This window comes from Pseudomonas panipatensis, from assembly GCF_900099785.1.
Classification (GTDB): domain Bacteria; phylum Pseudomonadota; class Gammaproteobacteria; order Pseudomonadales; family Pseudomonadaceae; genus Pseudomonas; species Pseudomonas panipatensis.
The window spans coordinates 273,868-298,242 of the sequence record NZ_FNDS01000008.1; the positions used below are offsets into that span (position 1 = coordinate 273,868).

22 protein-coding genes are annotated in these 24,375 nt (G+C 68.3%); 12 read left to right on the forward strand and 10 right to left on the reverse strand.

The genetic code is table 11. The annotated features are described in order from the left end of the window. Positions 1–56 precede the first annotated feature (56 nt). From estP to BLQ74_RS19620, 5 genes are all read left to right on the forward strand, one after another. Positions 57–1,988, forward strand: a complete 1,932-nt coding sequence (gene estP / locus BLQ74_RS19600; RefSeq protein ID WP_090265317.1) for an esterase EstP — start codon at positions 57–59, stop codon at positions 1,986–1,988. 211 nt (positions 1,989–2,199) lie between these two features. After that, complete coding sequence (locus tag BLQ74_RS19605) at positions 2,200–3,213, forward strand: class 1 fructose-bisphosphatase (RefSeq protein ID WP_090265319.1); 1,014 nt, start codon at positions 2,200–2,202, stop codon at positions 3,211–3,213. After that, positions 3,213–3,821: a DUF924 family protein gene (locus tag BLQ74_RS19610; RefSeq protein ID WP_090265322.1), complete on the forward strand. Its 609-nt coding sequence runs from the start codon at positions 3,213–3,215 to the stop codon at positions 3,819–3,821. Before BLQ74_RS19605 ends, BLQ74_RS19610 begins: the two co-directional genes overlap by 1 nt. 85 nt (positions 3,822–3,906) lie before the next feature. After that, entirely contained in the window at positions 3,907–4,161 is a 255-nt protein-coding gene (locus tag BLQ74_RS19615) for an outer membrane protein assembly factor BamE domain-containing protein (protein ID WP_090265325.1), read from the forward strand. 1 nt (position 4,162) lies between these two features. Beyond that, positions 4,163–4,729 carry a lipocalin family protein gene (locus BLQ74_RS19620; RefSeq protein ID WP_090265327.1) on the forward strand — a complete coding sequence of 189 codons (567 nt, stop codon included), beginning with the start codon at positions 4,163–4,165 and terminating at the stop codon, positions 4,727–4,729. Positions 4,730–4,848: 119 nt separating this feature from the next. Here the strand turns inward: BLQ74_RS19620 and BLQ74_RS19625 are convergent, their stop codons facing one another. Further along, on the reverse strand, positions 4,849–6,213 hold the full coding sequence (locus tag BLQ74_RS19625; RefSeq protein WP_090265329.1) for a formimidoylglutamate deiminase: 1,365 nt from the start codon (positions 6,211–6,213) through the stop codon (positions 4,849–4,851). A gap of 130 nt (positions 6,214–6,343) precedes the next feature. Between BLQ74_RS19625 and hutC (BLQ74_RS19630) the strand changes: the two genes are divergently transcribed. Together hutC (BLQ74_RS19630) and BLQ74_RS19635 are read left to right on the forward strand one after the other, a co-directional pair. Continuing rightward, positions 6,344–7,096, forward strand: a complete 753-nt coding sequence (hutC, locus tag BLQ74_RS19630; RefSeq protein WP_090265332.1) for a histidine utilization transcriptional repressor HutC — start codon at positions 6,344–6,346, stop codon at positions 7,094–7,096. Further along, positions 7,093–7,680, forward strand: a complete 588-nt coding sequence (locus BLQ74_RS19635; protein ID WP_090265335.1) for a HutD/Ves family protein — start codon at positions 7,093–7,095, stop codon at positions 7,678–7,680. The genes hutC (BLQ74_RS19630) and BLQ74_RS19635 overlap by 4 nt, the downstream gene beginning before the upstream one ends. Before the next feature lie 141 nt (positions 7,681–7,821). Here the strand turns inward: BLQ74_RS19635 and hutC (BLQ74_RS19640) are convergent, their stop codons facing one another. The 9 genes from hutC (BLQ74_RS19640) to hutH all read right to left on the reverse strand — a co-directional run bounded on the left by hutC (BLQ74_RS19640) (position 7,822) and on the right by hutH (position 17,074). Further along, a complete protein-coding gene (gene hutC / locus BLQ74_RS19640; RefSeq protein ID WP_090265337.1) occupies positions 7,822–8,565 on the reverse strand; it encodes a histidine utilization transcriptional repressor HutC in 744 nt (247 codons plus the stop codon). A gap of 26 nt (positions 8,566–8,591) precedes the next feature. Continuing rightward, a complete protein-coding gene (locus tag BLQ74_RS19645; RefSeq protein ID WP_090265339.1) occupies positions 8,592–9,725 on the reverse strand; it encodes an aminotransferase class I/II-fold pyridoxal phosphate-dependent enzyme in 1,134 nt (377 codons plus the stop codon). Beyond that, on the reverse strand, positions 9,722–10,516 hold the full coding sequence (locus BLQ74_RS19650) for an amino acid ABC transporter ATP-binding protein (RefSeq protein WP_170842825.1): 795 nt from the start codon (positions 10,514–10,516) through the stop codon (positions 9,722–9,724). The genes BLQ74_RS19645 and BLQ74_RS19650 overlap by 4 nt, the downstream gene beginning before the upstream one ends. An 82-nt stretch (positions 10,517–10,598) precedes the next feature. Beyond that, a complete protein-coding gene (locus BLQ74_RS19655) occupies positions 10,599–11,270 on the reverse strand; it encodes an amino acid ABC transporter permease (RefSeq protein WP_090265343.1) in 672 nt (223 codons plus the stop codon). Then, positions 11,267–11,929, reverse strand: a complete 663-nt coding sequence (locus BLQ74_RS19660; RefSeq protein WP_090265346.1) for an amino acid ABC transporter permease — start codon at positions 11,927–11,929, stop codon at positions 11,267–11,269. Before BLQ74_RS19660 ends, BLQ74_RS19655 begins: the two co-directional genes overlap by 4 nt. An 84-nt stretch (positions 11,930–12,013) precedes the next feature. Next, complete coding sequence (locus BLQ74_RS19665; protein ID WP_090265347.1) at positions 12,014–12,847, reverse strand: transporter substrate-binding domain-containing protein; 834 nt, start codon at positions 12,845–12,847, stop codon at positions 12,014–12,016. Positions 12,848–12,949: 102 nt separating this feature from the next. Further along, a complete protein-coding gene (locus BLQ74_RS19670) occupies positions 12,950–14,326 on the reverse strand; it encodes an FAD-binding oxidoreductase (protein ID WP_090265349.1) in 1,377 nt (458 codons plus the stop codon). Continuing rightward, a complete protein-coding gene (locus BLQ74_RS19675) occupies positions 14,323–15,534 on the reverse strand; it encodes an alpha-hydroxy acid oxidase (RefSeq protein WP_090265352.1) in 1,212 nt (403 codons plus the stop codon). The genes BLQ74_RS19670 and BLQ74_RS19675 overlap by 4 nt, the downstream gene beginning before the upstream one ends. Before the next feature lie 10 nt (positions 15,535–15,544). Further along, positions 15,545–17,074 carry a histidine ammonia-lyase gene (hutH, locus tag BLQ74_RS19680; RefSeq protein ID WP_090265355.1) on the reverse strand — a complete coding sequence of 510 codons (1,530 nt, stop codon included), beginning with the start codon at positions 17,072–17,074 and terminating at the stop codon, positions 15,545–15,547. A 449-nt stretch (positions 17,075–17,523) separates the two neighbouring features. On the opposite strand from hutH, the gene BLQ74_RS19685 reads away from it, so the two are divergent. From BLQ74_RS19685 to BLQ74_RS19705, 5 genes are all read left to right on the forward strand, one after another. Continuing rightward, on the forward strand, positions 17,524–18,492 hold the full coding sequence (locus BLQ74_RS19685) for an isopenicillin N synthase family dioxygenase (protein WP_090265357.1): 969 nt from the start codon (positions 17,524–17,526) through the stop codon (positions 18,490–18,492). A gap of 360 nt (positions 18,493–18,852) precedes the next feature. Beyond that, positions 18,853–20,532: a urocanate hydratase gene (hutU, locus tag BLQ74_RS19690; protein WP_090265359.1), complete on the forward strand. Its 1,680-nt coding sequence runs from the start codon at positions 18,853–18,855 to the stop codon at positions 20,530–20,532. A 13-nt stretch (positions 20,533–20,545) separates the two neighbouring features. After that, positions 20,546–21,721, forward strand: coding sequence for a CaiB/BaiF CoA transferase family protein (locus BLQ74_RS19695; RefSeq protein ID WP_090265362.1), 1,176 nt, complete (start codon positions 20,546–20,548; stop codon positions 21,719–21,721). Then, the gene (locus BLQ74_RS19700; protein WP_090265364.1) at positions 21,711–22,856 is read left to right on the forward strand and encodes an acyl-CoA dehydrogenase family protein; all 1,146 of its coding nucleotides are present in this window, start codon (positions 21,711–21,713) and stop codon (positions 22,854–22,856) included. The genes BLQ74_RS19695 and BLQ74_RS19700 overlap by 11 nt, the downstream gene beginning before the upstream one ends. Before the next feature lie 117 nt (positions 22,857–22,973). Continuing rightward, complete coding sequence (locus BLQ74_RS19705; RefSeq protein WP_090265366.1) at positions 22,974–24,371, forward strand: purine-cytosine permease family protein; 1,398 nt, start codon at positions 22,974–22,976, stop codon at positions 24,369–24,371. The last annotated feature ends 4 nt before the right edge of the window (positions 24,372–24,375 follow it).

Below are 24,375 nucleotides of genomic sequence, written 5' to 3' on the forward strand. Positions count from 1 at the left end.
CGAAGCGTTTCGGTCTGCACATAAAAACAAACGTATACATACATGGAGTACGCAGAATGATCCGACGGACGCTTACCCCGCTGGCGGCCGCTTGCCTGCTCGGCATCACCGGCCAGGCGCTCGCTTCCCCTTCTCCTTATTCGACCATGGTGATCTTCGGCGACAGTCTCAGCGACTCCGGGCAGTTCGCCGACGCCAACGGTCCGGCCGGCGCCACCACGCGCTTCACCAACCGCACCGGGCCGACCTACAAGGCCGGCAGCGGGGAAATCTTCGGCCCGGTCGCGCCGATGATCCTCGGCGGCAAGCTGGGTATCGCCGCTGGCGACCTGGCGCCGTCGACCTCGCCGGTCTCCGCCGCCCAGGGATTGCCGGACGGCAACGACTGGGCGGTGGGCGGCTACCGTACCGATCAGATCTACGACTCCATTACCGCGGCCGGTGGTTCGGTGGTCAGCGCCGGCGGCCAGACGCGCACCCGTGACGGCTACCTGGTGGGCCTGGCCAGCCAGGGCCTGCGCGCCGATCCCAACGCGCTCTACTACCTCACCGGCGGCGGCAACGACTTCCTCCAGGGGCGCATCACCAACACCGTCACCGCCCAGGCCGCCGCCGGGCGTCTGGTCGACAGCGTGCAGGCGCTGCAACAGGCCGGCGCGCGCTACATCATGGTCTGGCTGCTGCCCGACCTGGGTTACACCCCGGCGATCTATGGCGGCGCCTTGCAGAGCACCGCCAGCCAGCTCAGCAACGCCTTCAACCAGCAACTGGTCAGCGAGCTGCAGGGGGTGAACGCCGAGGTGATCCCGCTGAATATCCCGGTGCTGGTCAAGGAAGTGCTGGCCGATCCGGCGCAATTCGGCCTGCCCGCCGGGCAGAACCTGATCGGTACCTGCTTCAGCGGTAACGGCTGCACCATGAACGCCCTCTATGGCGTCAACGGCACCACGCCCGATCCGACCAAGTTGCTGTTCAACGACGTCGTGCACCCGACCATCGCCGGCCAGCGGGTGATCGCCGACTACGCCTACTCGATCCTCTCCGCGCCCTGGGAAATCACTCTGCTGCCGGAAATGGCCAATGGCACCCTGCGCGCCTACCAGGACGAACTGCGCAGCCAGTGGCTGGCGGACTGGGAACGCTGGCAGGCCGTCGGCCAGTGGCGCAGCTTCGTCAGCGCCGGAGGCCAGCACCTGGACTTCGATGACCAGCACAGCGGCGCCAGCGGCGATGGCTGGGGCGCCAACCTCACCCTGGGCGGCAGCTATCGCCTCGACGAGGCCTGGCGCGTGGGGCTGGCGGCCGGTTTCTCCCGGCAGAAGCTGGAAGCCGGCGTCGCCGATTCCGACTACAAGCTGAACAGCTACCTGGCCAGCGCCTTCGCCCAGTACCAGCAGAATCGCTGGTGGGCCGACCTGGCCCTGACCGGCGGTCATCTGGACTTCGACGAAATCGGTCGGACCTTCGATCTCGGCGTCAACCAGCGCAAGGAAAAGGGCGATACCAACGGCCACCTGTGGGATGTCAGCGCCCGACTCGGCTACGACATCGCCCAGCCGGGTAGCCAATGGCACCTTTCGCCCTTCGTCAGCGCCGATTACGCACGCATCGAAGTCAATGGCTACAGCGAAAACAGCGGCCGTTCCACCGCGCTCATGTATGACGACCAGACGCGCAAGTCGCGGCGTCTCGGCGCCGGTCTGCAGGGCAAGTACCAGCTCAGCACGCAGACCGAGCTGTTCGGCGAGGTGGCCATGGAGCGCGAGTACGAGGACGGTAGCCAGGACCTGACCATGGCCCTGACCAGCCTGCCGAACAACAGCTTCACCCTCGAAGGCTATCGCCCGGAGAGCCACCTCAGCCGCGCCAGCCTCGGCATCAGCCAGCAACTGACGCCGGAACTGGCGCTGCGTGGCGGCTACTCCCTGCGCCACAGCGATTCGGACACCCAGCAGGGTGTCAGCGTCGCCCTCAGCCTCGATTTCTGAGGCTCGCGCGGGTGCGGCCTGGCGCCGCATCCGCCGCTTGGCGTCGCGCCCGCCGGGAACGCGCGGTCGGCTGTCGCGGTCCCATGGCGGCCAGTCGTCGCGCCGTCTCTGCCTGCCGTCGGCCGCCGCCTGGCGGCCCGCGCCGAGCAAGCGTCGGGGCCGATTCCGCGCTAGAATGCGCGGGTTTTTGACCTTGCCTCCGGAGCCTTCCATGTCCCGCGTTACCCTGAGTCGCTACCTGATCGAGCAGACCCGCAGTCATAACACCCCGGCCGACCTGCGCTTCCTCGTTGAAGTGGTGGCGCGCGCCTGCAAGGAAATCAGCCATGCCGTGTCCAAGGGCGCCCTCGGCGGTGTGCTCGGCAGCATGGAAACCGAGAACGTGCAGGGTGAAGTGCAGAAGAAGCTGGACGTGCTGTCCAACGAGATCCTCCTGGAAGCCAACGAGTGGGCCGGCAACCTGGCCGGCATGGCCTCCGAGGAAATGGATCATCCCTACCAGATTCCCGGCCGCTATCCGAAAGGCGCCTACCTGCTGGTCTTCGACCCGCTGGACGGCTCCAGCAACATCGACGTCAACGTCTCGGTCGGCACCATCTTCTCGGTGCTGCGCTGCCCGCCGCAGTACCTCAGCCAGAACGACAGCCTGAGCGAGGAAGCCTTCCTCCAGCCGGGCACCACCCAGGTCGCCGCCGGCTACGCCATCTATGGCCCGCAGACCATGCTCATGCTGACCCTCGGCAATGGCGTCAAGGGCTTCACCCTGGATCGCGAGCTGGGCAGCTTCGTGCTGACCCACGAGAACGTCACCGTGCCCACCAGCACCGCCGAATTCGCCATCAACATGTCCAACCAGCGCCACTGGGAAGCCCCGGTGAAGCGTTACGTGGACGAGCTGCTGGCCGGCAAGGAAGGTCCGCTGGGCAAGAACTACAACATGCGCTGGATCGCCTCCATGGTCGCTGACGTGCATCGCATCCTGACCCGCGGCGGCATCTTCATGTACCCGCGCGACGCCCGTGAGCCGAGCAAGCCCGGCAAGCTGCGCCTGATGTACGAAGCCAATCCGATGTCCTTCATCATCGAGCAGGCCGGCGGCGCCGCTACCAATGGCACCCAGCGCATCCTCGACATCCAGCCCGACAACCTGCACCAGCGCGTGGCGGTGTTCCTCGGTTCCAAGGAAGAAGTCGAGCGCGTCACCGGCTACCACAAGGACGCCTGATGGCCGCCGAGGCGCCTTGGCAGGCGCTGCTGGACTGGTGGTTCGGCAGCGCGCCGCGCGCCGGCGAGGTCGCCGCCCAGCGCAGTTCGCTGTGGTTCGGCAAGAACGCCTGCGAGGACCTCGCATCGGACGAGCGTTTCGGCGGCCTGGCGCGCCAGGCCCTGGCCGGCGGGCTGGCCGACTGGGCGGGGGCGGCGCCGGGCTGGCTGGCGCTGATCCTGCTGCTCGACCAGTTGCCTCGCATGATCTTCCGCGACAGTCCGCGTGCCTACGCCGGCGATCCTCGGGCGCAGGACTTGGTGCGCCAGGGCCTCGCCGCCGGCCTGGACCGGCAGCTACGCTCGATCGAGCGGGTGTTCGTCTACCTGGTGCTGGAGCACGCCGAGGACCTGGCTAGCCAGGATCAGGCGGTCGCCTGCTTCCGCCAGTTGCGGGCGCAGGCGGCGGTTGACGAGCAGACACTGTTCGATGGTTATCTCGACTTCGCCGAGCGCCATCGCGCGGTGATCGCCCGCTTCGGTCGCTTCCCCCACCGCAATGCCATCCTGGGGCGCGAATCCAGTGCAGAAGAAACCGCGTTCCTCAAGGAACCCGGTTCCCGTTTCTGACTCCAAGCGGCGTTCCGCGCGGCTTGTGCCAAGCTGTCGAGTGGAGCCTCCGCGTTTCGCACCGTACCCGACAAAGGAGTTGCCGATGTCCTTCCGCCGTATTGTCCTGATCGCTGCCTGCATCGCCATGGCCGCTTGCAGCAAGATCAATCAGGAAAACTATTCCAAACTGCAGACCGGCATGGCCAAGGCCGAGGTCGAAAGCCTGCTCGGCAAGCCCACCGAGTGTTCCGGCGCCCTGGGTTTCGCCAGTTGCACCTGGGGTGACGACAAGGTGTTCATCAGCGTGCAGTACGCCGGTGACAAGGTACTGATGTTCTCCGGCCAGGGGCTGAAGTGAGATGAGCCGACGCGGCACGCTTTGCGCCCTGGCGCTGATGGTCGCCGGCTTGGCCGGTTGCGCCGGGCAGGCCAAGGATGCGCCCTACACGGTGCAGGTCGACCCGCAGCGCTACCAAGGCACCTGGTACGAGTTGGCCCGCAAGCCGATGTTCTTCCAGCGCCATTGCGCGCAGTCCGAAGCCCACTACCGCCTGCGCGCCGACGGCGCCATCGCGGTGCTCAACCGCTGCCGCAGCGCCAGCGGCGAATGGCAGCAGGTCACCGGCAGCGCCACGCCGCAGGTGGCGGGACGCACCGATGCCTTCTGGGTGCGCTTCGATAACTGGCCGACGCGGCTGTTCCCCAACCTCATACGCGGCGATTACCGGGTGCTCTATGTCGATCCCGATTACCAGACCGCGCTGGTCGGCAACCGCGGTCGCGATTATCTCTGGCTGCTGTCGCGCCAACCGACGCTGCCCGAGGCCACCGTGCGCCGCCTGCTGAGCGAGGCCAATCGCAATGGCTACGACACCAGCGACCTGATCTGGCGGAGCAAGGACAGCGCCATCGGCGGCGGCCGATGACGATGAACAGGCCCAATGAACGACGCCCCGCAAGGGGCGTCGTTCATTTCATCGAGATCGGCACCGAGGCGGGGCCTACGTCGGCGGCAGCGGCGCATGACCGCGAACGCTTATAGACCTTATGCCAGCAACTGCTTCAGCACCTCGGTGAATTCCCGGGCGCTCTGTTCTTCCAGGGCATGTCGACGCTCGCGCACCCGCCATTGCCCGGCCACCATCACATCGCGCACCTGGCGATCGCCACCGGCGAACAGCCAGCGGTTGAGCACGGCGTCGTCGCTGGCGCTGGCCAGGTACGGGTCGTTGCCGTCGAGCACCAGCAGGTCGGCGCGGCGGCCGACTTCCAGGGCGCCCACCGTCTGGCCGAGGGCCTGGGCGCCGCCGTGCAGCGCCGCCTCGAACAGGCTCTGGCCGACGTTGGCCTGGTCGCTGCGGTACAGGCGGTTGCGCCGCTGGTCGCGCAGGCGCTGGCCGTATTCCAGCCAGCGCAGTTCCTCGACCACGCTGAGCGAGACGTGGCTGTCCGAGCCGATGCCCAGACGGCCGCCCTGGGCCAGGTAGTCCACGGCCGGGAAGATGCCGTCGCCGAGGTTGGCCTCGGTGCTCAGGCAGAGGCCGGCCACCGCGCCGCTACGGGCCATGGCCGTCACTTCGCCGGGTTCGGCGTGGGTGGCGTGGACCAGGCACCAGCGCGCATCGACTTCGACGTTTTCGTACAGCCATTGCAGCGGCCGGCGCCCGCTCCAGGCCAGGCAGTCGTCGACTTCCTTCTGCTGCTCGGCGATGTGGATGTGGATCGGGCAGTCGCCCCGGTCGGCCGCCAGTACGTCGGCGATCTGCTGCGGGGTGACCGCGCGCAAGGAGTGGAAGCACAGCCCGACCTGCTGCGTCGGCTGTGCGGCCAACCGCGCGCGCAGGCTTTCCACCAGGCTCAGGTAGGCATCGGTGCCATTGATGAAACGACGCTGGCCTTCGTTCGGCGTCTGCCCGCCGAAGCCGGCGTGGGCGTAGAGCACCGGCAACAGGGTCAGGCCGATGCCCGCGTCATCCGCGGCCTGGCTGATGCGCAGCGACAGCTCGGCCGGATTGGCGTAGGCGCTGCCATCGCGGTCGTGGTGCACATAGTGGAATTCGGCGACGCCGGTGTAGCCGGCCTTGAGCATCTCGATATAGAGCTGGCGGGCGATGACGTGCAGTTGCTCCGGGCTGATCCGGCCGACCAGGCGGTACATCAGTTCGCGCCAGGTCCAGAAGCTGTCGTTGGGATTGCCGGCCACTTCGGCGAGGCCGGCCATGGCGCGCTGGAAGGCGTGCGAGTGCAGGTTCGGCATACCCGGCAGCACCGGACCGTGCAGACGCACGGCGCCTTCGCCGTGGCTATTGGCCTGGACCTGGACGAGCAGGCCGTTGGCGGAAATCTCGAAGCGGACGTCGCGTGCCCAGCCAGAAGGGAGGAGGGCGCGTTCGGCGTAATAGGCGGGCATAATCATGCTCCTGCACGCATGGACTTATTTGTATATACATATACAGACGTTCATGGGCTGCGTAAACTGCCATAGGGCCGGTTGCCCGCGTACGCCGGCCGCCCAGGTCATCTCGCCAAGGAGCGCCTCGATGCCGAACCCTCAACCCACGCCGACCCCGCTGGCCGCGCAGCTCGGGGAAACGCCTGCGCCGCTCTACGCCCGAGTGAAGCAGATGATCACCCAGCAGATCAGCAGCGGCACCTGGCCGCCGCACTACCGGGTGCCATCGGAGAGCGAGCTGGTCGCCGAGCTGGGGTTCAGCCGTATGACCATCAACCGTGCGCTGCGCGAGTTGACCGCCGAGGGCTTGCTGGTGCGCATGCAGGGTGTCGGCACCTTCGTCGCCGAGCCCAAGGGGCAGACCGCACTGTTCGAGGTGCACAACATCGCCGACGAGATCGCCAGCCGTGGCCATGCGCACCGCGCCGAGGTCATCGTCCTCGACGAGGTCAAGGCCAGCCCCGAGCGGGCCATGGCTCTGGATCTGCGCGAGGGCCAGAAGCTCTTCCATTCGCTGCTGGTGCATTACGAGAACGGCGTGCCGGTGCAGATCGAGGAGCGCTACATCAACCCGCAGGTGGCGCCGGACTATCTGCGCCAGGACTTCACCCTGCAAACGCCCAACGCCTACCTGATGGCGCTGGCGCCGATGACCGAAGGCGAGCACGTGGTCGAGGCCGTCCTGGCCACCCCGGCGGAATGCAAGCTGCTGAAGATCGAACGCGGCGAGCCCTGCCTGCTGATCCGTCGCCGCACCTGGTCCGGCCGTCAGGTCGTGGCCAGCACCCGCCTGTTGTATCCCGGCTCCCGTTACCGACTCGAGGGGAAATTCGAACCATGATCAGCCTGCTGCGCGCCGCCGACTATCCACGCATGCCCTGGAAGAACGGGGCCGGCACCACCCTGGAAATCACCCGCGACGCCGGCGCCGGCCTGGACGGATTCGGCTGGCGGCTGTCGATCGCCGACGTCGGCGAGTCCGGCGGTTTTTCCGCGTTCACTGGCTACCAGCGCATCATCACCGTGCTCGAAGGCGCCGGCATGCGCCTGCACGTGGATGGCGTGGACTCGCGCCCGCTGCTGCCCCTCGATCCCTTCGCCTTCAGCGGCGACAGCCGGGTGGAGTGCACCTTGCTCGCCGGGGCGATCCGCGACTTCAACCTGATCTATGCGCCGCAGCGCTACGACGCGCGCCTGCAGTGGCTGCGCGTGGACGGCGAGCAGCGCCTGTTCGGCTCGGCCGGGGTATGGCTGCTGTTCAGTTGCGGCGAGGGCCTGCGCGCCAGCCTCGACGGCCATGATTGCGGCGTACTCGGTCGCCATGACTGCCTGCAAGTCGAAGGCATCGACGGCCTCGCCGAGCTATGCCTGGAAGCCGATGGGCCGGTCAACTGCTGCCTGATCGAACTGAGCGCCAGGGCCTGAAGCCGCCTCCCCGACGGCTTCGCGGCATTCGTAGGATGGCGTCGAGCGCAGCGATACCCATCGGCCCAGCGCCGGGCTACGCCGCGCGCTAGGGCGAGTAACGCCCCAGGCGTTATCCGCCGTTGGTGATGTTGGCGGCGACTAGCCGGCGCCGTTGCCGCCGTTCACCGGCAGGCGGCTGCCCAGGCGGTAGCGCGACGAGGGGTGGACGAAGCGCACGTAGGTCACCGCCTTGCCCCGCGCCCAGGTGCGGCGCATCAGCACCAGGCACGGTTCATTGCTTTCCAGTTCCAGCAGTTCGGCCTCCGCCGCGCTCGGCAGCACGGCATCGACGATATGCTCCATCTCATCCGGCGCCACCATGCGCAGCAGGTACTGCGACGGCTGCAATTGCTCGTCGAAGCGTTGCTGCAGCAGCTCGGGGATCAGCTCCGGATTGACGTAGCGGTCTTCCAGTTGGACCGGCACGCCTTCCTCGCAGTGCACGCAGGTGACGTGGAACACCGAGCTGCCGGTCGGCAGCGACAGCGCCGCGGCCACCGGCAGCGAGGCGGCTTCGCGGCCGAGGGTGATCAGCCGGCACTGGTAGCGATGGCCGCGGGCGCGGATCTCGTCGGCGACGTTGGCGATCATCAGCAGGTTGGACTGCGGCTTGCGGTCGGCAACGAAGGTGCCGACCCCCGACAAGCGCACCAACCGGCCCTCGGCGGTCAGCTCGCGCAGCGCGCGGTTGACCGTCATCCGCGACATGCCCAACTCCACCACCAGACGGTTCTCCGAGGGGATCAGGTCGCCGGGCTTCCACTCCCCGGAGCGCAACTTGCTCTCGACGAAGGATTTCGCCTGCCGGTAAAGGGCTTGCGGGGCGGTTGGCTTGGTGGGCATCAGCGGGGCACTCCAGTGGCGCCGTATCAGGCGCAGGCCGGCTGCGCGGGTGCGCGCAGGGCGTTGTCCAGCGCCTGGAGGAACAGATCGTTGTCGTCGCGGCTGCCGATCGACACCCGCAGGTAGCGAGTGTAACCCGGCTCGCGCCATGGCTTGACGATCACCCCCTGGCGCAGCAGCGCTTCGTTCAGCACTTCCGCTTCGCTGGCGCTGGCGAAGAACAGGAAATTGGCCAGCGACGGCGCCGGTTGCAGGCCGCGTTCGCGCAAGGCGGCGTCGAGGCGGCGGCGTTCGCTGGCGACATGTTCGAGGCTGGCGCGCAGGTGCGCGTGGTCGTCCAGGGCGGCGACGGCGGCGGCCTGGGCGCCACGGTTGACGTTGAAGGGCGTGCGCAGGCGGTCGATCAGCTCGGCCAGGCGGCTGTCGCTGACCACGCCATAGCCGATGCGCAGGCCGGCCAGGGCGTAGGCCTTGGAAAAGGTGCGCAGGAGCACGAAGGGCTTGCCGCTGGCTTCGAGCATGGCCAGGCAGTCCGGGTAGCCCGGCTCGTGGCGGGCGTATTCGTGGTAGGCCTCGTCGAACACCAGCAGGCAGTGCGCCGGCAGGCCGTCGAGCAGTTGGCGCAGCTCTGCGCTCGTCAGGCTGCTGCCCACCGGGTTGGACGGGCAGGAGAACATCAGCAGGCGGGTGCGCGGGCCGATGGCGGCGAGCAGCGCCTTGACGTCGATGCGCAGGTCGGCGCCCATGGGCACGCCCTTGACCTCGGCGCCGGCGGCGCGCGGATAGATCAGGTGCAGGCCGAACGACGGCAGCACGCTGACCACCTCGTCGCCGTGATCGAGGAACACCCGGCTGACGATGCCCAGCAGGTCTTCGGAGCCGTTGCCGAACACCAGCCGCTGGCCGTCCACGCCGAGGCGCGCGGCCAGCGCCGCGCGCAACTCGCCGCAGTGGGCGTCGGGGTAGAGCGCGCACTGCCCGGCGGCCTTGGCCAGTGCTGTGGCCACGCCGGGCGCGGCGCCCAGCGGGTTCTCGTTGCTGCCCAGCTTGGCCACCCGTTCGAGGCCGAAGCGGGCGCGCACCATGTCGCTGGAGAGGCCGGCGTTGTAGCTGGCCAGGCCGCGCACGTCGGCGCGGGCCAGGGAGTCGTCGAAGTTCATGCGCTGGCCTCTTCTTTCAGGTCCTGCCAGAAGGCGTTGCGGTCCAGGTAGTTCTGCAGGAACTGCTGCAGGCGCGGATGCTGGGTGTCGTGGAAAACCTCGCGCGGCGAGCCCTTGGTGACGATGCGGCCCTGGTCGAGGAACACCACGGTGTCGGCGACCTGGGCGGCGAAGCCCATCTCATGGGTGACCACCACCATGGTCATGCCGTCGGCGGCGAGCGCCTTCATCACTTGCAGCACTTCGCCGACCAGCTCCGGGTCGAGCGCCGAGGTGGGTTCGTCGAAGAGCATGATGTGCGGCTCCATGGCCAGCGCCCGGGCGATCGCCACGCGCTGCTGCTGGCCGCCGGAGAGCTGCGCCGGGTAACTCTCGGCCTTGTGCGCCAGGCCGACCTTTTCCAGCATCGCCAGGCCACGCCGGCGTGCCTCGTCGTGGGATTGCTTGCGCACGCGCAGCAGCGCCTCGGTGACGTTGCCGAGCACGCTCATGTGCGGCCACAGGTTGAACTGCTGGAAGACCATGCCGACGTTGCGCCGCACCTGGTTGACCTGGGCGCGGCCGGCCGGTTTGCGCTGCGGGCCGGCCTGCCAGCCGAGCAACTGACCTTCGATGAACACCTCGCCGGCGTCGTACTGTTCGAGGAAGGCCATGCTGCGCAGCAGGGTGCTCTTGCCCGAGCCGGACGGACCGATCAGGCAGACCACCTCGGAGCGGCGCACGTCGAGGTCGATGTCCTGCAGCACCTGCAGGGCACCGAAGCGTTTGCCGACGCCGCGCAGCTTGAGGATCGGCTCGTCGGCGGTGGAAGCGTGGTTCATGGGGATCACCTCGGTGGGCGTGCCGCTGTGCAGGCGGAGCGGGATAGTCATTTCAGGCCTCCTGGCGCTGCAGGAAGCGCCCGACCCGCGTTTCCAGGGCCAGGCCCAGGCGCGAGCAGCATTCGATGAGAACCAGGTAGCCGACGCAGAGCACCGCCAGGGTCTCGACGAAGGCGAAGGTTTCCGAGCCGATGCCGGTCAGCACCATGGTCAGTTCGGGGATGGTGATGATCGACAGCACGGCGGTTTCCTTGCACAGGATGGTGATCAGGTTGACCAGCGCCGGCAGGATGATCACCAGCATCTGCGGCAACTGGATGCGCAGGATGCATTGCCAGCGGCCGATGCCCAGGCATTCGGCGGCCTCCAGTTGGCCCGGTGGCACCGACTGGAAGCCGGCGCGGAAGATTTCGGCGAAGTACACGCTGCCGTACACGCCCAGGCCGAGGATGCCGGCGCTGAACGGTTGCAGTTCGAGGCCGAAGGAGGGGCCGCCGTAGTAGAGCAGGAACAACTGGACGAGGAACGGCGTGGCGCGGATCAGCTCGATGAACGCCCGCAGCGCCGCGCGTATCCAGCGTCCGCCGAACAATTGCAGGACGGCGATGGCCAGGCCCAGCAGCAGGCCGAGCGCGACCCCGGCGCCCCAGGTCTGGAAGGTCACCAGCAGGCCACCGCCGATCTCGCCGAGGCGGCTGGTGATGATGCTCGGATCGATGATCATGCCTGCCCCCTTTGCAGCCGCCGCTCCAGGGCGCCGCCGCAGAACGCCAGGGGAATGTTGATCAGGCAGTAGAAGGCGGCCAGCACCAGGTAGGTCTGCAGGAACAGGTAGTTGCTGGCGGCGAGGTTCTGCGCGGTACGGGTCAGGTCGGCGAGGCCGACCACCGAGACCAGCGAGGAGGCCTTGATCAGCAGGATCATTTCGTTGAGCAGCGCCGGCAGGGTCAGACGCACGGCCTGCGGCACCTTGATCCGCAGCAGGATCTGCCAGGCCGACAGGCCCAGCAGGCGCGCCGCCTCCAGTTGCCCGCCGGGGATGGCGAGGAAACCGCCGCGGAAGATTTCCGCGATGTAGGCGCCGGCCGCCAGGGCCAGGCCGACCACCGCCGCCACCAGCGGCGAGACGTTGGGCAGGCCGACACGGGGCAGGAAGTAGTAGATGAACAGCAGTTGCACCAGCAGCGGCACGCCACGGAAGACGAAGATGTAGGCGCCACCGAGGCGCCGCAGCAACGGGTCCGGCGACAGGCGCAAGGTGCAGACGCCTATGCCGATCACGAATCCTATCCCCAGCCCGGCGAGCGACACCTCAAGGGTGGTCAGCAGGCTCAGCGCCATCAGCGGCAGGCTCTGCAGCAGGGTTGGCCAATCGAAGATCATCGCCAGTCTCTCCCGCGCCGCGTGGCGCATCGGAAGGCATCGGGCAGGCCGGCGCACCCTGGCGGGGCGCGCCGGCGCACGGGTTTACCAGGTCGGTTCGAAGTCGCCTTGCGGGGTATCCATGGCGGCGCCCAGCCATTTCTTCTGCAGCGCGGCCAGGCGGCCATCGGCGTGCAGCTTGGCCAGGGCCTTGTTCAGCTCGGCGATCAGGCTGGCGGAGTCATCGTCCTTGCGGCCCAGGTAGGCGAAGTAGGACTTCTTGCCGAACGGCGGTTGCACCACGGCGAACACTTGCGAGCGCTGGGCGGCGACGTAGGAGATGTTCGGCAGCGAGTTGGCCACCGCGGCGATGCGCCCGGCGGCGAGGTCGGCGTAGGCCTGGTTGTTGTCGACGTACTCGCGGATGGTCACCTTCTGCGGCAGGGTGGCGGCGAAGGTCTTCAGCTCCTCCAGTTGCGCCGAGCCCTTGCCGGCGCCGACGGTCATGCCGGCGATGTCCTGCGGCTTGCCGATCTTGTCGTTGTGCGCGCCCTTGAGCAGCGACACCGTGGCTTCGGCGATCGGGTCGAGGAAGCGGTAGCGCTCCTTGCGCGCCTTGGTGACGATGATTGGCCCGGCGACCACGTCGAATTTCTTCGCCTCCAGCCCCGGCAGCACGCTCGGCCAGGGCAGGTCGATGAAGCGCACCTTGACCCCCAGCTCGTCGCCGAGGGCCTTGAACAGTTCGGCGTTCAGGCCTTGCTGCTTGCCGTTATCGAGAAAGTCGAAGGGAGCGAACTGCATTTCGGTGCCGACCACCAGTTCACCGGCCTTCTTCACATCGGCCAGTTGGTCGGCGCGGACCTGCGGCGCCAGGGCGATCAGGGTGGCGGCGCCGAGGGCGGCCAGGGTCTTGCCAAACAGTGGGTTGAAGCGCATCGGGTAACTCCTTCGTTGGGCTGACAGGTGTTGTTGTTGTGCAACGGCAGAGCAGCATCAAATGTGCCAATCAATACTGGTATATACCGGTCTCTGCCGGCTTCAATCGAACAGCTTGCCGGGGTTGAGGATGCCCCGTGGATCCAGGGCCAGCTTGAGCTGACGCATCACCTGCAGCGCCTCGGGACTCACCGAGTGATGCAGGAATTCGCGCTTGAGCAGGCCGATGCCGTGCTCGGCGGAGACCGAGCCGGCCATTTCGCCGACGGCGGTATAGACCAGTTCCTCGACCTCAAGGATAGGCGCCGGTTGCGGCAGCGAGCGGCAATCGACGGTGAGGTGCAGGTTGCTGTCGCCGATGTGGCCGAAATAGACGCTGCGGTTGCCCGGCCAGCGCGCATCGAGACGCTGCCGGCAGCGCTCGGCGAAGTCGCCGATGCGCCCGATCGGCAGGCTGACGTCGAAGTTCAGCGGTTGCAGGCGGTTGGGGAATTCGCCGGTGGCCTCGCGGATTTTCCACAGCTGACGGGCCTGGGCCTGGGAGCCGGCGATCACCGCATCGATCACTTCGCCGTCGTCGAAGGCGCCCTGCAGGGCATCCTGCAACGCCTCGGCGGTGGCCGCGCTGTCGAACAGCGCGTACAGCGGGTAGTCCTCGGCCAGCGGTGCTTGGGTCGTTTCCAGCCAGGACACGCCGAGGCGGTAGAAGTCCTGCCACATCAGCTCATAGGCCTGCGGCGTGCCCAGCCGGCGTTGCAGGCGGCGCAGCAGCGCCACCGCGGCGGCGTAGTCGGGCAGGGCGCACAGCGCGGTACTTTGCGCGCCCGGCGGCGGCGCCAGCTTGAGCACCGCGCGGGTGATCACCCCGAGGGTGCCCTCGGAGCCGATGAAGCACTGTTTCAGGTCATAGCCGGTGTTGTTCTTGATCATCTTGTTCAGCAGGTTCAGGACCCGCCCATCGGCCAGCACCACTTCCAGGCCGAGCACCAGGTCGCGGGTCATGCCGTAGCGGATCACCGCATTGCCACCGGCGTTGGTGGCGATGTTGCCGCCGATTTGGCAGGAGCCGCGCGCGCCCAGGTCCAGCGGGAACAGCAGGCCGGCCTCGGCGGCGGCCTGCTGGATGCGCTCCAGGCGGGTGCCGGCGCGCACGGTCATGGTGGCGGCGGCCGTGTCGATCTCCTCGATGCCGTCCAGGCGCTCCAGGGACAGGGCGATGTCCTGCGCGCGCGGCACGGCGCCGCCGGCCAGGCCGGTCATGCCGCCCTGGGGCACCAGGCTCTGGCCGCGTTCGTTGCAGATGCGCAGGGCGGCGGAGACCTGCGCGGTGTCGCGCGGCAGCAGCAGCGCCGCCGGGCAGGCCGGGGCGTGGCGGGTCCAGTCGCTGTGGTGGCGGGGATTGATGGCCGCGCCGGTGAGCACGGCGGCGTCGCCGAGGGCGGCGCGCAGTAGCTGCAGGGTCTGTTCGAGTTCGCTCATGGGTGGACGTCGCCAGTCGGTAAAAGGGAAGCCGGGGCGCTGCGCAACAGGCAGTCGCCGTTCACCTCGGCCAGGCTGCGACGGCCAAGCAAGGCCAGGGCCAGGCGCAGTTCCTGGTGCAGCAGATCGAGCGCATGGGCGGCTCCGGCGGCGCCGCCAAGGGCCACGCCATACAGGGTGGCGCGGCCGAGCAGCACCGCGTCGGCGCCGAGGGCGCAGGCCTTGAGGATGTCGCTGCCGCGGCGGATGCCGCTGTCCAGCAGGATCGCCAGGCGGCCTTTGACCGCTTCAGCGACGGCCGGCAGGCAGTCGAGGCTGGCCGGCGCGCCGTCGAGCTGACGCCCGCCGTGGTTGCTCACCACCACGCCATCCAGGCCGAGTTCGGCGCAGCGCCGCGCATCGGTAGCCGCCAGCACCCCCTTCAGCAGCAGGCGGTGCGGCCAGCGCTGGCGCAGGCGGGCGAGGGCGTTCCAGTCCAGTTCGGTGTCCATCTGCTGGCCGATGAACTGCGCGGCGCCCGCGGCGTTGCGGCGCTCGGCGGGCAGGTAGGGCGCCAGGTTGGCCATCTGCGGCAGGCCTTGTGGCCAGAGTGCCTGGAGCAGCCAGCGCGGGTGGCGCAGGACGTCGAACTTGTTGCGCCAGCTCAGCTGCTGCGGACGGACGAAGTTGCGCCTGTCCCATTCGCGGTTGCCGAGCAGCACGGCATCGCTGGTCAGCAGCAGAGTGCGGCAGCCGACGGCCTCGGCGCGGCGCAGCAGGTCATCCTGGATGCCGGGGTCGCGCAGGCAATAGAGCTGGAACCACAGCTCGGTGTCCGGCGCGGCGGCGGCGACTTCTTCCAGGGAACTGGTGGACACCGTGCTGAGGCTGAACGGCAGGCCGCGCTCGCCGGCGGCGCGGGCCAGGTGGAGGTCGGCGTCGCGGTAGAGCATGCCGTTGTAGCCGCTGGGAGCGATGGCCATGGGCAGCGGCAGCGTGCCGCCGAACAGCGGGCGGCGCAGGTCCGGCGTGGCGCAGGGCACCAGGGTCTGCGGCAGCAGGCTGAGTTCGGCGAAGGCCTGGCGGTTGCGCCGCAGGGTCAGCTCGTCTTCCGCGCCGCCGTCGAGGTATTCCCAGGCGAAGTACGGCAGGCGCCGGCGGGCCATGGCGGCCAGCTCGGCGATGCTCTGCGCGCGGCGGAAGTCGTTGCCGGTGTGGTAGCGGCGCATGCGCGGCGACTCAGGCGTAGAGCGCACTGGCGGGCAGCCAGCGGGCGAAGGCGCCCTCTTCGACCCAGGCGCGCGCGGTGGCGATGTCCGGGGCGAAGTAGCGGTCTTCATCGTAGGCGGGCACCTGGGCGCGGATCATCGCCATGATCTCGGCGAGCTTCGGCGAGGTGCTCAGCGGCGCGTGGAACTCCACGCCCTGGGCGGCGGCGAGCAGTTCGATGGCGACCACCGCCGAGCTGTTGCCGGCCATGTCGAGCAGGCGCCGCGCGGCGAAGGTGGCCATGGACACGTGGTCCTCCTGGTTGGCCGAGGTCGGCAGGCTGTCCACCGAGGCCGGGTGGGCCAGGGTCTTGTTTTCCGAGGCCAGGGCCGCCGAGGTGACCTGGGCGATCATGAAGCCGGAGTTGAGCCCGCCTTCCTTGACCAGGAACGCCGGCAGGCCGGACAGCGCCGGGTCGACCAGTTGGGCGATGCGCCGTTCCGACAGCGCGCCGATTTCGGCAATTGCCAGGGCCAGCACGTCGGCGGCCATGGCCACCGGCTCGGCGTGGAAGTTGCCGCCGGAGAGCACGTCGCCGTCGGCGCTGAACACCAGCGGGTTGTCCGACACCGCGTTGGCTTCGCGCAGGAAGACCCCGGCGGCGAAGCGCAGGTGATCGAGGCAGGCGCCCATCACCTGCGGCTGGCAGCGCAGCGAGTAGGGGTCCTGCACGCGCTTGCAGTCGATGTGCGACTGGTTGATCTGGCTGTCGTGCAGCAGCTCGCGGTACAGCGCGGCGACGTCGATCTGCCCGGGCTGGCCGCGCACCGCCTGGATACGCGCGTCGAAGGGCACATAGGAACCCTTCAGGGCCTCCACGGTGAGGCTGCCGGCGGCCACCGCGGCGGTGAACAGCTTCTCGGCGGCGAACAGTCCGCGCAGGGCCAGGGCCGTGGACACCTGGGTGCCGTTGATCAGCGCCAGGCCTTCCTTCGGCCCCAGGGTCAGGGGCTCCAGGCCGGCGATGGCGAGACCCTCGCTGGCTTCCATGACGCGGCCTTGATGGCGCACCTGGCCGACGCCGATGAGCACCGAGGACATGTGCGCCAGCGGCGCCAGGTCACCCGAGGCGCCCACCGAGCCCTGCGAGGGAATGCACGGGTAGACCTGGGCGCGGTAGAGCTTCAGCAGGCCTTCGATCACCGCCCAGCGCACCCCGGAGAAACCGCGCGCCAGGGAGGCGACCTTGAGCGCCAGGATCAGGCCGACGGTGGCATCGTCGAGCAGCGGCCCGGTGCCGGTGCAGTGCGAGAGGATCAGGTTGCGCTGCAGCCGGGTCAGTTGGTCGGCGGCGATCGAGGTCCGCGCCAGCAGGCCGAAGCCGGTGTTGATGCCGTAGACGGTGCGCTGGCTGGCGATGATGCTGGCGACCGTGCGCTGGCTGGCCGCGACGCTGGCCTGGCAGGCGGGGTCGAGGGCGAAGTCGATGCGCTCCTGGTGGATCAGGCGCAGTTGGTCGAGGCTGAAGTGGCCGGGGGTGATGAGCAGGGCATCTGACATGGGGCGTTTCCTGAGCATGGGGTGCGGCGCGGTGGCCATGGGTCGGTGGCAGCGAGATACATGCCTGTATATACAGGACAGGCAATTCGCGGGCCAGGAATCCAGGAAGTGCCATCGCAGAGGCGCTACGCGCGGCTTCAGGGGGTTGCGCATGGGCTGTCGATGTCACCTTAGGTTGCACCCGGCTGGGGCCGCTGTGGTCCAAATGCACAGCCAGGGTGCGCTGAGTCAGGCGGTCTGGCGTTGCCGCCGGAGGCTCCCGGTGTCGCCCTAGAGGCGTTGCTGGCGGGCGCCTGGAGCAGCCGTCGGACGGCGGGCATGCAATGTGCTTAGCCTGTATATACCGCTTGCCTGGTCGAGCCCTGTCGCGACGCGGCGAGCGGTCATCCTCCCTGACAACCCTAGCCGCTTGGCGCGTTTGCCGCCGCGGCGCCCGCGCAGGAGTCCTCATGAGTCAGAACCTTTCCATTCCCGTGGTCGACATGGCCGGTGTGGGGGCGGGCGACGCCGCCAGCCTGCGCCGGGCCGGCGAGGCGATCCACCGGGCCTGCACCGAGATCGGCTTCTTCTATATCGTCAATCACGGCGTGCCGCAGGCGGTGATCGACGAGGCCATGGCCGCCGCGCGGGAGTTCTTTGCCTTGCCGCTGGAGACCAAGGCGCAGGTGGCGGTGAATGCGCGCCATCGCGGTTTCCACCGGATCGGCGGGGCGACCATGTACCAGGCGACCCAGCCGGACCTGAAGGAGTTCTTCAGCATCGGCCTGGAACTGGCCGAGGACGATCCTTGCGTGCTCGCCGGCGAAGCCCTGCGCGGGCCGAACCAGTGGCCGGCCTTCCTGCCGCGCCTGCGCAGCGCGCTGGACGCCTATTACGCGGCGGTCGGCCGCGCCGGCGCCGACCTGCTGCGCGCGGTGGCGGTGAGCCTGGGCATCGACGAGCAGTTCTTCGCCGCCAAGTACCACAAGCCGCTGCAGCGCACCCAGGCCATCTATTACCCACCGCACCCGGCGCAGGCCGAGGCCGATCTGTTCGGCGTGGCGCCGCACACCGACTATGGCTGCATCACCCTGCTCTATCAGGACGACAGTGGTGGCCTGCAGGTGCGCGAGCTGGGCAGTCAGAGCTGGGTCGATGCCACCCCGCTGGCCGGCAGCCTGGTGGTCAACGTCGGCGACCTGCTGGCGCGCTGGTCCAACGATCGCTTCCGCTCCACCCTGCACCGGGTGATCAACTGCTCCGGCCACGAGCGCTATTCCATCGCCACCTTCTTCGACCCCGACTACCAGTCCGTGGTCGATCCGCGCGACCTGGGCATCGCCGACGAAGCAAGCCGCTACGCGCCGGTGAAGGCGGGCGACTACATCCTCGGCCGCATCGACCAGTCCATGGCCTACCGCAAGAAGGCCCAGGCCTGAGCCGCGCTGGCGGCGGCGGATAACGCGCGCGCGTTGTTCGCCCTGCGCGAATGGCCTGTTACCGATGACGCCCCTTGATGGGGCGTCGTGCTTCAAAAAGTGTCACGCCCGTAGTCTCGGGTAACACCTCTTGCTCTCGGCCACTGCCGGCGGATGCCGCTCTCGCGGCCCGCTGACGCCCAGCTTCTACGCAGCCTAGAGCCTTCCCTTGGGTTTTTTTGCGGCCCCCTCGGCAAGGTTGGCCCCTCTCATGCATATGCTTGTATGTACAACCTTATATGTGTGCGGACGTCTTCGACGGCCGCCCCGGAACCAGGTCGCTGCGCCGGCCCGTCAGTCACCCGAGTCAGGAGTCACCCCGTGAGCAACTCGAACAACAAATTCCGCGATGTCGAAATCCGCGCTCCGCGCGGCACCCAGCTGAACGCCAAGAGCTGGCTGACCGAAGCGCCGCTGCGCATGTTGATGAACAACCTCGACCCGGAAGTGGCGGAGAACCCCAAGGAATTGGTGGTCTACGGCGGCATCGGCCGCGCCGCGCGCAACTGGGAGTGCTACGACAAGATCGTCGCCACCCTGAAAGAGCTGAACGACGACGAGACCCTGCTGGTGCAATCCGGCAAGCCGGTCGGGGTGTTCAAGACCCACGCCAACGCCCCGCGCGTGCTGATCGCCAACTCCAACCTGGTGCCGCACTGGGCGACCTGGGAGCACTTCAACGAACTGGATGCCAAGGGCCTGGCCATGTACGGCCAGATGACCGCCGGTTCGTGGATCTACATCGGTAGCCAGGGCATCGTCCAGGGCACCTACGAAACCTTCGTCGAGGCCGGTCGCCAGCACTACAACGGCAACCTCGCCGGGCGCTGGGTGCTCACCGCCGGTCTCGGCGGCATGGGCGGCGCCCAGCCCCTGGCGGCGACCCTGGCCGGCGCCTGCTCGCTGAACATCGAATGCCAGCAGAGCCGCATCGACTTCCGCCTGAAGACCCGTTACGTCGACGAGCAGGCCAGCGACCTGGACGACGCCCTGGCGCGCATCGCCAAGTACACCGGCGAAGGCAAGGCGATCTCCATTGCCCTGCACGGCAACGCCGCGGAAATCCTGCCGGAACTGGTGCGCCGTGGCGTGCGCCCGGACATGGTCACCGACCAGACCAGCGCCCACGACCCGCTCAACGGCTACCTGCCGATCGGCTGGACCTGGGAGCAGTACCGCGACCGCGCGCAGACCGAGCCGGCCGCCGTGGTGAAAGCCGCCAAGCAGTCCATGGCGGTGCATGTGCAAGCCATGCTGGACTTCCAGAAGCAGGGCGTACCGACCTTCGACTACGGCAACAACATCCGCCAGATGGCCAAGGAAGAGGGCGTGGCCAATGCCTTCGACTTCCCCGGCTTCGTTCCGGCCTACATCCGTCCGCTGTTCTGCCGTGGCGTCGGTCCGTTCCGCTGGGCCGCGCTGTCCGGCGACGCCGAGGACATCTACAAGACCGACGCCAAGGTCAAGGAACTGATCCCGGATGACGCCCACCTGCACCGCTGGCTGGACATGGCCAAGCAGCGCATCAGCTTCCAGGGCCTGCCGGCGCGCATCTGCTGGGTCGGCCTGGGACAGCGCGCCAAGCTCGGCCTGGCGTTCAACGAAATGGTCCGCAGCGGCGAACTGAAGGCGCCGATCGTCATCGGCCGCGACCACCTCGACTCCGGTTCGGTGGCCAGCCCCAACCGTGAAACCGAAGCCATGCAGGACGGTTCCGATGCCGTCTCCGACTGGCCGCTGCTCAATGCCCTGCTGAACACCGCCAGCGGCGCCACCTGGGTCTCGCTGCACCATGGCGGCGGCGTGGGCATGGGCTTCTCCCAGCATTCGGGCATGGTGATCGTCTGCGACGGCACCGACGAGGCCGCCGCGCGCATCGCCCGCGTGCTGACCAACGACCCGGCCACCGGGGTCATGCGCCACGCCGATGCCGGTTACCAGATCGCCATCGACTGTGCCAAGGAACAAGGCTTGAACCTGCCGATGATCACCGGCAAGTGATGAGGAATCCGGCATGAGCAAGGTGACCGAATTGCCCATCGCCCAGCCGCTGCGTGGCGTGCGGGTGCTGGACCTGAGCCGGGTACTGGCCGGGCCGCACTGCACCGCCATGCTCGCCGACCTGGGCGCCGAGGTGATCAAGTTCGAAGTGCCGGGGCATGGCGACGACAGTCGCCATCTCGGCCCGTTCAAGGATGGCGAGAGTGTCTACTTCGGCCTGATCAACCGTGGCAAACGCAGTGTCGAGCTGGACTTCAAGGAGCCCACCGAGCTGGCGCGTTTCTACCAGATGGTGGCCGACGCCGACGTGGTGGTGGAGAACTTCCGCCCCGGCGTCACCCAGCGCCTGGGCATCGATTTCGACAGCCTGCGCCAGCACAACCCCAAGCTGATCTACGCGAGCATTTCCGGCTTCGGCCAGAACGGCCCGCTGTCGCGTCGGCCGGCCTACGACATCGTCGCCCAGGCGATGTCCGGGCTGATGAGCGTCACCGGTTTCGAGCAGACCGGGCCGACCCGCTGCGGCGAAGCCCTCGGCGACTTGTGCGCCGGGGTCTACGCGGCCTGGGCGATCAGCAGCGCGCTGTTCTCCCGTGAGCATCAGGGCAGCAGCGCGCAGTACCTCGACGTGGCGATGTTCGACGTGTTGGTCAGCCTGCAGATGACCGGCCTCTCCAACCTCTTCGCCCATGGCACGGCGCCGGGCCTGGTGGGCAACCGCCACCCGGTGTCGACGCCCTTCGACACCTACCGCGCCGCCGACGGCCTGGTGGTGATCGCGGTGGCCAGCGACAAGCTGTTCCGGCGCTTCTGCGAAAGCATCGGGCGCGCCGAGCTGGCCGACGATCCGCGCTTCGCCGACGACCCCTCGCGCACCCGCCACGAGCAGGCCCTGCGCGCCGAGATCGAGGCCTGGACCGGCCAGCGCAGCGTCGAGCAAGCCTGCGACCTGCTGCTCGATGCCGGCGTACCGGCCTCGCCGGTGTGGAACCTGGCCGAAGCCAGCGGCAGCGAACAGGCGCAGGCGCGCCAGTTGCTGGTGCAGCCGGCCGACGGCCTGCCGCCGCTGGTGCCGCAGCCGGTGCATTTCAACGGGCGCAAGCCCCATGCCGCGACGCGCGCGCCCCGCCTGGGCGAAGCCAATGCCGCGTTCGGCCTCGGTCAACCTGGAGCTGTGAATGAACTTTGACATCGACGCCACCGAGCTGGCCATCGTCGACGCCGCCGAGCGCGTCTGCCGCGACGTACTGCAAGCCAACGCGCAGCGCTACGACGAGAGCGAGAGCTTCTGCGCCGAAAGCCTGCGGGCCCTGGGCGAGCTGGGCTTCATGGGCATCAACCTGCCGGAGAGCTATGGCGGCTTCGGTATCGGCAGCCTGGCCATGAGCCGGGTGGTCGAGGCGGTGTCCGCCGCCTGCGCCTCCACCGCTTCGGCGCTCACCGCACACTTCCTCGCCACCGACTCGATCCTCATCGGCGGCAGCGAGGAGCAGCGCCAGGAATGGCTGCCGCGCTGCGCCAGCGGCGAGCTGCTGGGCGCCTTCGGCCTCACCGAACCGGCCGCCGGCTCCAACCCGGCGGACATGCGCACCCGCGCCGTGCGGGAAAACGGCGGCTGGCGCATCCGCGGCAGCAAGCACTACATCACCAACGCCCGCGAAGCCGACTTCATCGTGCTCTACGCCAAGACCGATGCCGAGGCCGGCGCGCGTGGCATCAGCGCCTTCCTGATTCCCAAGGGCAGTGCCGGCGTGAGCTTCTCCAACCCGGAGAAGACCATGGGCCTGCGCGGCAGCACCATCTACGAGCTGGCGCTGGACTGCTGGCTGCCCGAGTCGGCGCTGCTCGGCAGCGAGAACCAGGGCTTCCGCACCGCCATGGAAGTGCTCGATCGCGGCCGCGTGGAAGTCGCCGCCATGTCCCTGGGCATCGCCCGCGCGGCCATGGAGTACGCGCTCAAGTGGGTGGACGAGCGGCAGATCGGAGCCAAGCCGCTGTCGGCCTACCAGGGCACCCAGTGGCGCCTGGCCGACATGCACGCGCAGCTGGAAGCGGCACGCCTGTTGACCATGAAGGCCGCCGCCCGGCGCGACAGCGGCGAGCGCTTCAGCCTGGAGTCAGCCACCGCCAAGCTGTTCGCCGCCGAGGCCTGTGGCTTCATCACCGACGCCGCGCTGCAACTGCATGGCGGCTACGGCTACATCCGCGACCTGCCGCTGGAGCGCTTCGTCCGCGACGCGCGCATCCTGCGGATTTTCGAGGGCACCTCGGAGGTACAGAAAATCATCATTTCCCGCGCCGTGCTGGAGGCCGCCCGCCAGTGACGGCGAGTGGCGCGGGGCAGGGCGGTGCGAGGCCGCCCACCCGCGAGGTATCAGGAGTCGCTGTGCATAACAACAATGGCGTGGCCGTGGTGAGCGGCCACGCGCGAGGAGAGCTTCATGGCTGGTAAGTCCCTGATCGAAACCCGTTCCATCGATTACATTCCCGAGCGCGAGCGGCATGGCCGCCTGTTCAGTCAGTTCACCCTGTGGTTCGGCGCCAACCTGCAGATCACCGCCATCGTCACCGGCGCCCTGGCCGTGGTGCTCGGCGGCGATGTGTTCTGGTCACTGATCGGCCTGCTCATCGGGCAGGTCTTCGGTGGCCTGGTCATGGCCCTGCACGGCGCCCAGGGGCCCAAGTTGGGCCTGCCGCAGATGATCTCCAGCCGCGTGCAGTTCGGCGTCTTCGGCGCGGTGATTCCGCTGATCCTGGTGTGCGTGATGTACATCGGCTTCAACGCCACCGGCACCGTGCTCGCCGGGCAGGCGGTCAGCCAGTTGCTCAGCGTCAGCGAGACCGCCGGCATCCTCATCTTCGCCGCGGTGATCATCGGCCTCACCGTCTGCGGCTACCGGGTCATCCATGTGCTCGGCAAGGCCGCCAGCGTGATCGGCATGCTCGCCTTCGCCTACCTGTTCGTGCGCCTGCTGTCGATGAACGACATCGGCGCGCTGCTGGACAACCGCCACTTCGCCTGGAGCAGCTTCCTCCTCGCCGTGTCTCTCTCGGCATCCTGGCAGATCGCCTTCGGCCCCTATGTCGCCGACTACTCGCGCTACCTGCCGAGCGACACCTCGTCGCTGAAAACCTTCTTCGCCGTCGGCCTGGGTTCGGTGATCGGCTCGCAGGCCTCGATGGTCCTCGGCGTGTTCGCCGCGGCGCTGGCCGGCAAGGCGTTCTCCGGCCAGCCGGTGGCCTACATCGTCGGTCTCGGTGCCAGCGGCCTGATGGCCTCGGCGCTGTTCTTCAGCGTGGCTCTGGGCAAGGTGACCATCTCCACCCTCAATGCCTACGGCAGCTTCATGTGCATCGCCACCATCATCAGTGGCTTCCGTGGCCACCTGACGATCACTCGCGTGCAACGGCTGGTCTTCGTGCTGGCCATCGTCGGCCTGTCCACCGGCCTGGCGCTGGCCGGCCAGCATTCGTTCCTGGCGGCGTTCAAGTCGTTCCTGCTGTTCCTCCTGGCCTTCTTCACGCCCTGGAGCGCGATCAACCTGGTGGACTACTACTGCATCACCCGCGAGCGCTATGACATCCCGGCGCTGTCCGATCCGGATGGCCGCTATGGCCGCTGGAACTGGACCGGCATCGGTGTCTACGCCTTCGGCGTGCTGGTGCAGATGCCCTTCATCGACAGCGGCTTCTATTCCGGCCCGCTGGTGGAGAAGCTGGGCGGCGTGGATATCTCCTGGCTGGTCGGTCTGCTGCTGCCAGCCATCCTCTACTTCTTCCTGGCGCGCCGTGACGCCAGCCATGTGCCGGCGCAACTGGTGCTGCCGGTGCGCTCCTGACGCG

What these genes read in the sequence shown, in the direction of transcription:
- estP (WP_090265317.1), top strand. Translation starts at nt 57, where the DNA reads ATGATCCGACGGACGCTTACCCCGCTGGCGGCCGCTTGCCTGCTCGGC.
- BLQ74_RS19605 (WP_090265319.1), top strand. Translation starts at nt 2,200, where the DNA reads ATGTCCCGCGTTACCCTGAGTCGCTACCTGATCGAGCAGACCCGCAGT.
- BLQ74_RS19610 (WP_090265322.1), top strand. Translation starts at nt 3,213, where the DNA reads ATGGCCGCCGAGGCGCCTTGGCAGGCGCTGCTGGACTGGTGGTTCGGC.
- BLQ74_RS19615 (WP_090265325.1), top strand. Translation starts at nt 3,907, where the DNA reads ATGTCCTTCCGCCGTATTGTCCTGATCGCTGCCTGCATCGCCATGGCC.
- BLQ74_RS19620 (WP_090265327.1), top strand. Translation starts at nt 4,163, where the DNA reads ATGAGCCGACGCGGCACGCTTTGCGCCCTGGCGCTGATGGTCGCCGGC.
- BLQ74_RS19625 (WP_090265329.1), bottom strand. Translation starts at nt 6,213, where the DNA reads ATGCCCGCCTATTACGCCGAACGCGCCCTCCTCCCTTCTGGCTGGGCA.
- hutC (WP_090265332.1), top strand. Translation starts at nt 6,344, where the DNA reads ATGCCGAACCCTCAACCCACGCCGACCCCGCTGGCCGCGCAGCTCGGG.
- BLQ74_RS19635 (WP_090265335.1), top strand. Translation starts at nt 7,093, where the DNA reads ATGATCAGCCTGCTGCGCGCCGCCGACTATCCACGCATGCCCTGGAAG.
- hutC (WP_090265337.1), bottom strand. Translation starts at nt 8,565, where the DNA reads ATGCCCACCAAGCCAACCGCCCCGCAAGCCCTTTACCGGCAGGCGAAA.
- BLQ74_RS19645 (WP_090265339.1), bottom strand. Translation starts at nt 9,725, where the DNA reads ATGAACTTCGACGACTCCCTGGCCCGCGCCGACGTGCGCGGCCTGGCC.
- BLQ74_RS19655 (WP_090265343.1), bottom strand. Translation starts at nt 11,270, where the DNA reads ATGATCATCGATCCGAGCATCATCACCAGCCGCCTCGGCGAGATCGGC.
- BLQ74_RS19660 (WP_090265346.1), bottom strand. Translation starts at nt 11,929, where the DNA reads ATGATCTTCGATTGGCCAACCCTGCTGCAGAGCCTGCCGCTGATGGCG.
- BLQ74_RS19665 (WP_090265347.1), bottom strand. Translation starts at nt 12,847, where the DNA reads ATGCGCTTCAACCCACTGTTTGGCAAGACCCTGGCCGCCCTCGGCGCC.
- BLQ74_RS19670 (WP_090265349.1), bottom strand. Translation starts at nt 14,326, where the DNA reads ATGAGCGAACTCGAACAGACCCTGCAGCTACTGCGCGCCGCCCTCGGC.
- BLQ74_RS19675 (WP_090265352.1), bottom strand. Translation starts at nt 15,534, where the DNA reads ATGCGCCGCTACCACACCGGCAACGACTTCCGCCGCGCGCAGAGCATC.
- hutH (WP_090265355.1), bottom strand. Translation starts at nt 17,074, where the DNA reads ATGTCAGATGCCCTGCTCATCACCCCCGGCCACTTCAGCCTCGACCAA.
- BLQ74_RS19685 (WP_090265357.1), top strand. Translation starts at nt 17,524, where the DNA reads ATGAGTCAGAACCTTTCCATTCCCGTGGTCGACATGGCCGGTGTGGGG.
- BLQ74_RS19695 (WP_090265362.1), top strand. Translation starts at nt 20,546, where the DNA reads ATGAGCAAGGTGACCGAATTGCCCATCGCCCAGCCGCTGCGTGGCGTG.
- BLQ74_RS19700 (WP_090265364.1), top strand. Translation starts at nt 21,711, where the DNA reads ATGAACTTTGACATCGACGCCACCGAGCTGGCCATCGTCGACGCCGCC.
- BLQ74_RS19705 (WP_090265366.1), top strand. Translation starts at nt 22,974, where the DNA reads ATGGCTGGTAAGTCCCTGATCGAAACCCGTTCCATCGATTACATTCCC.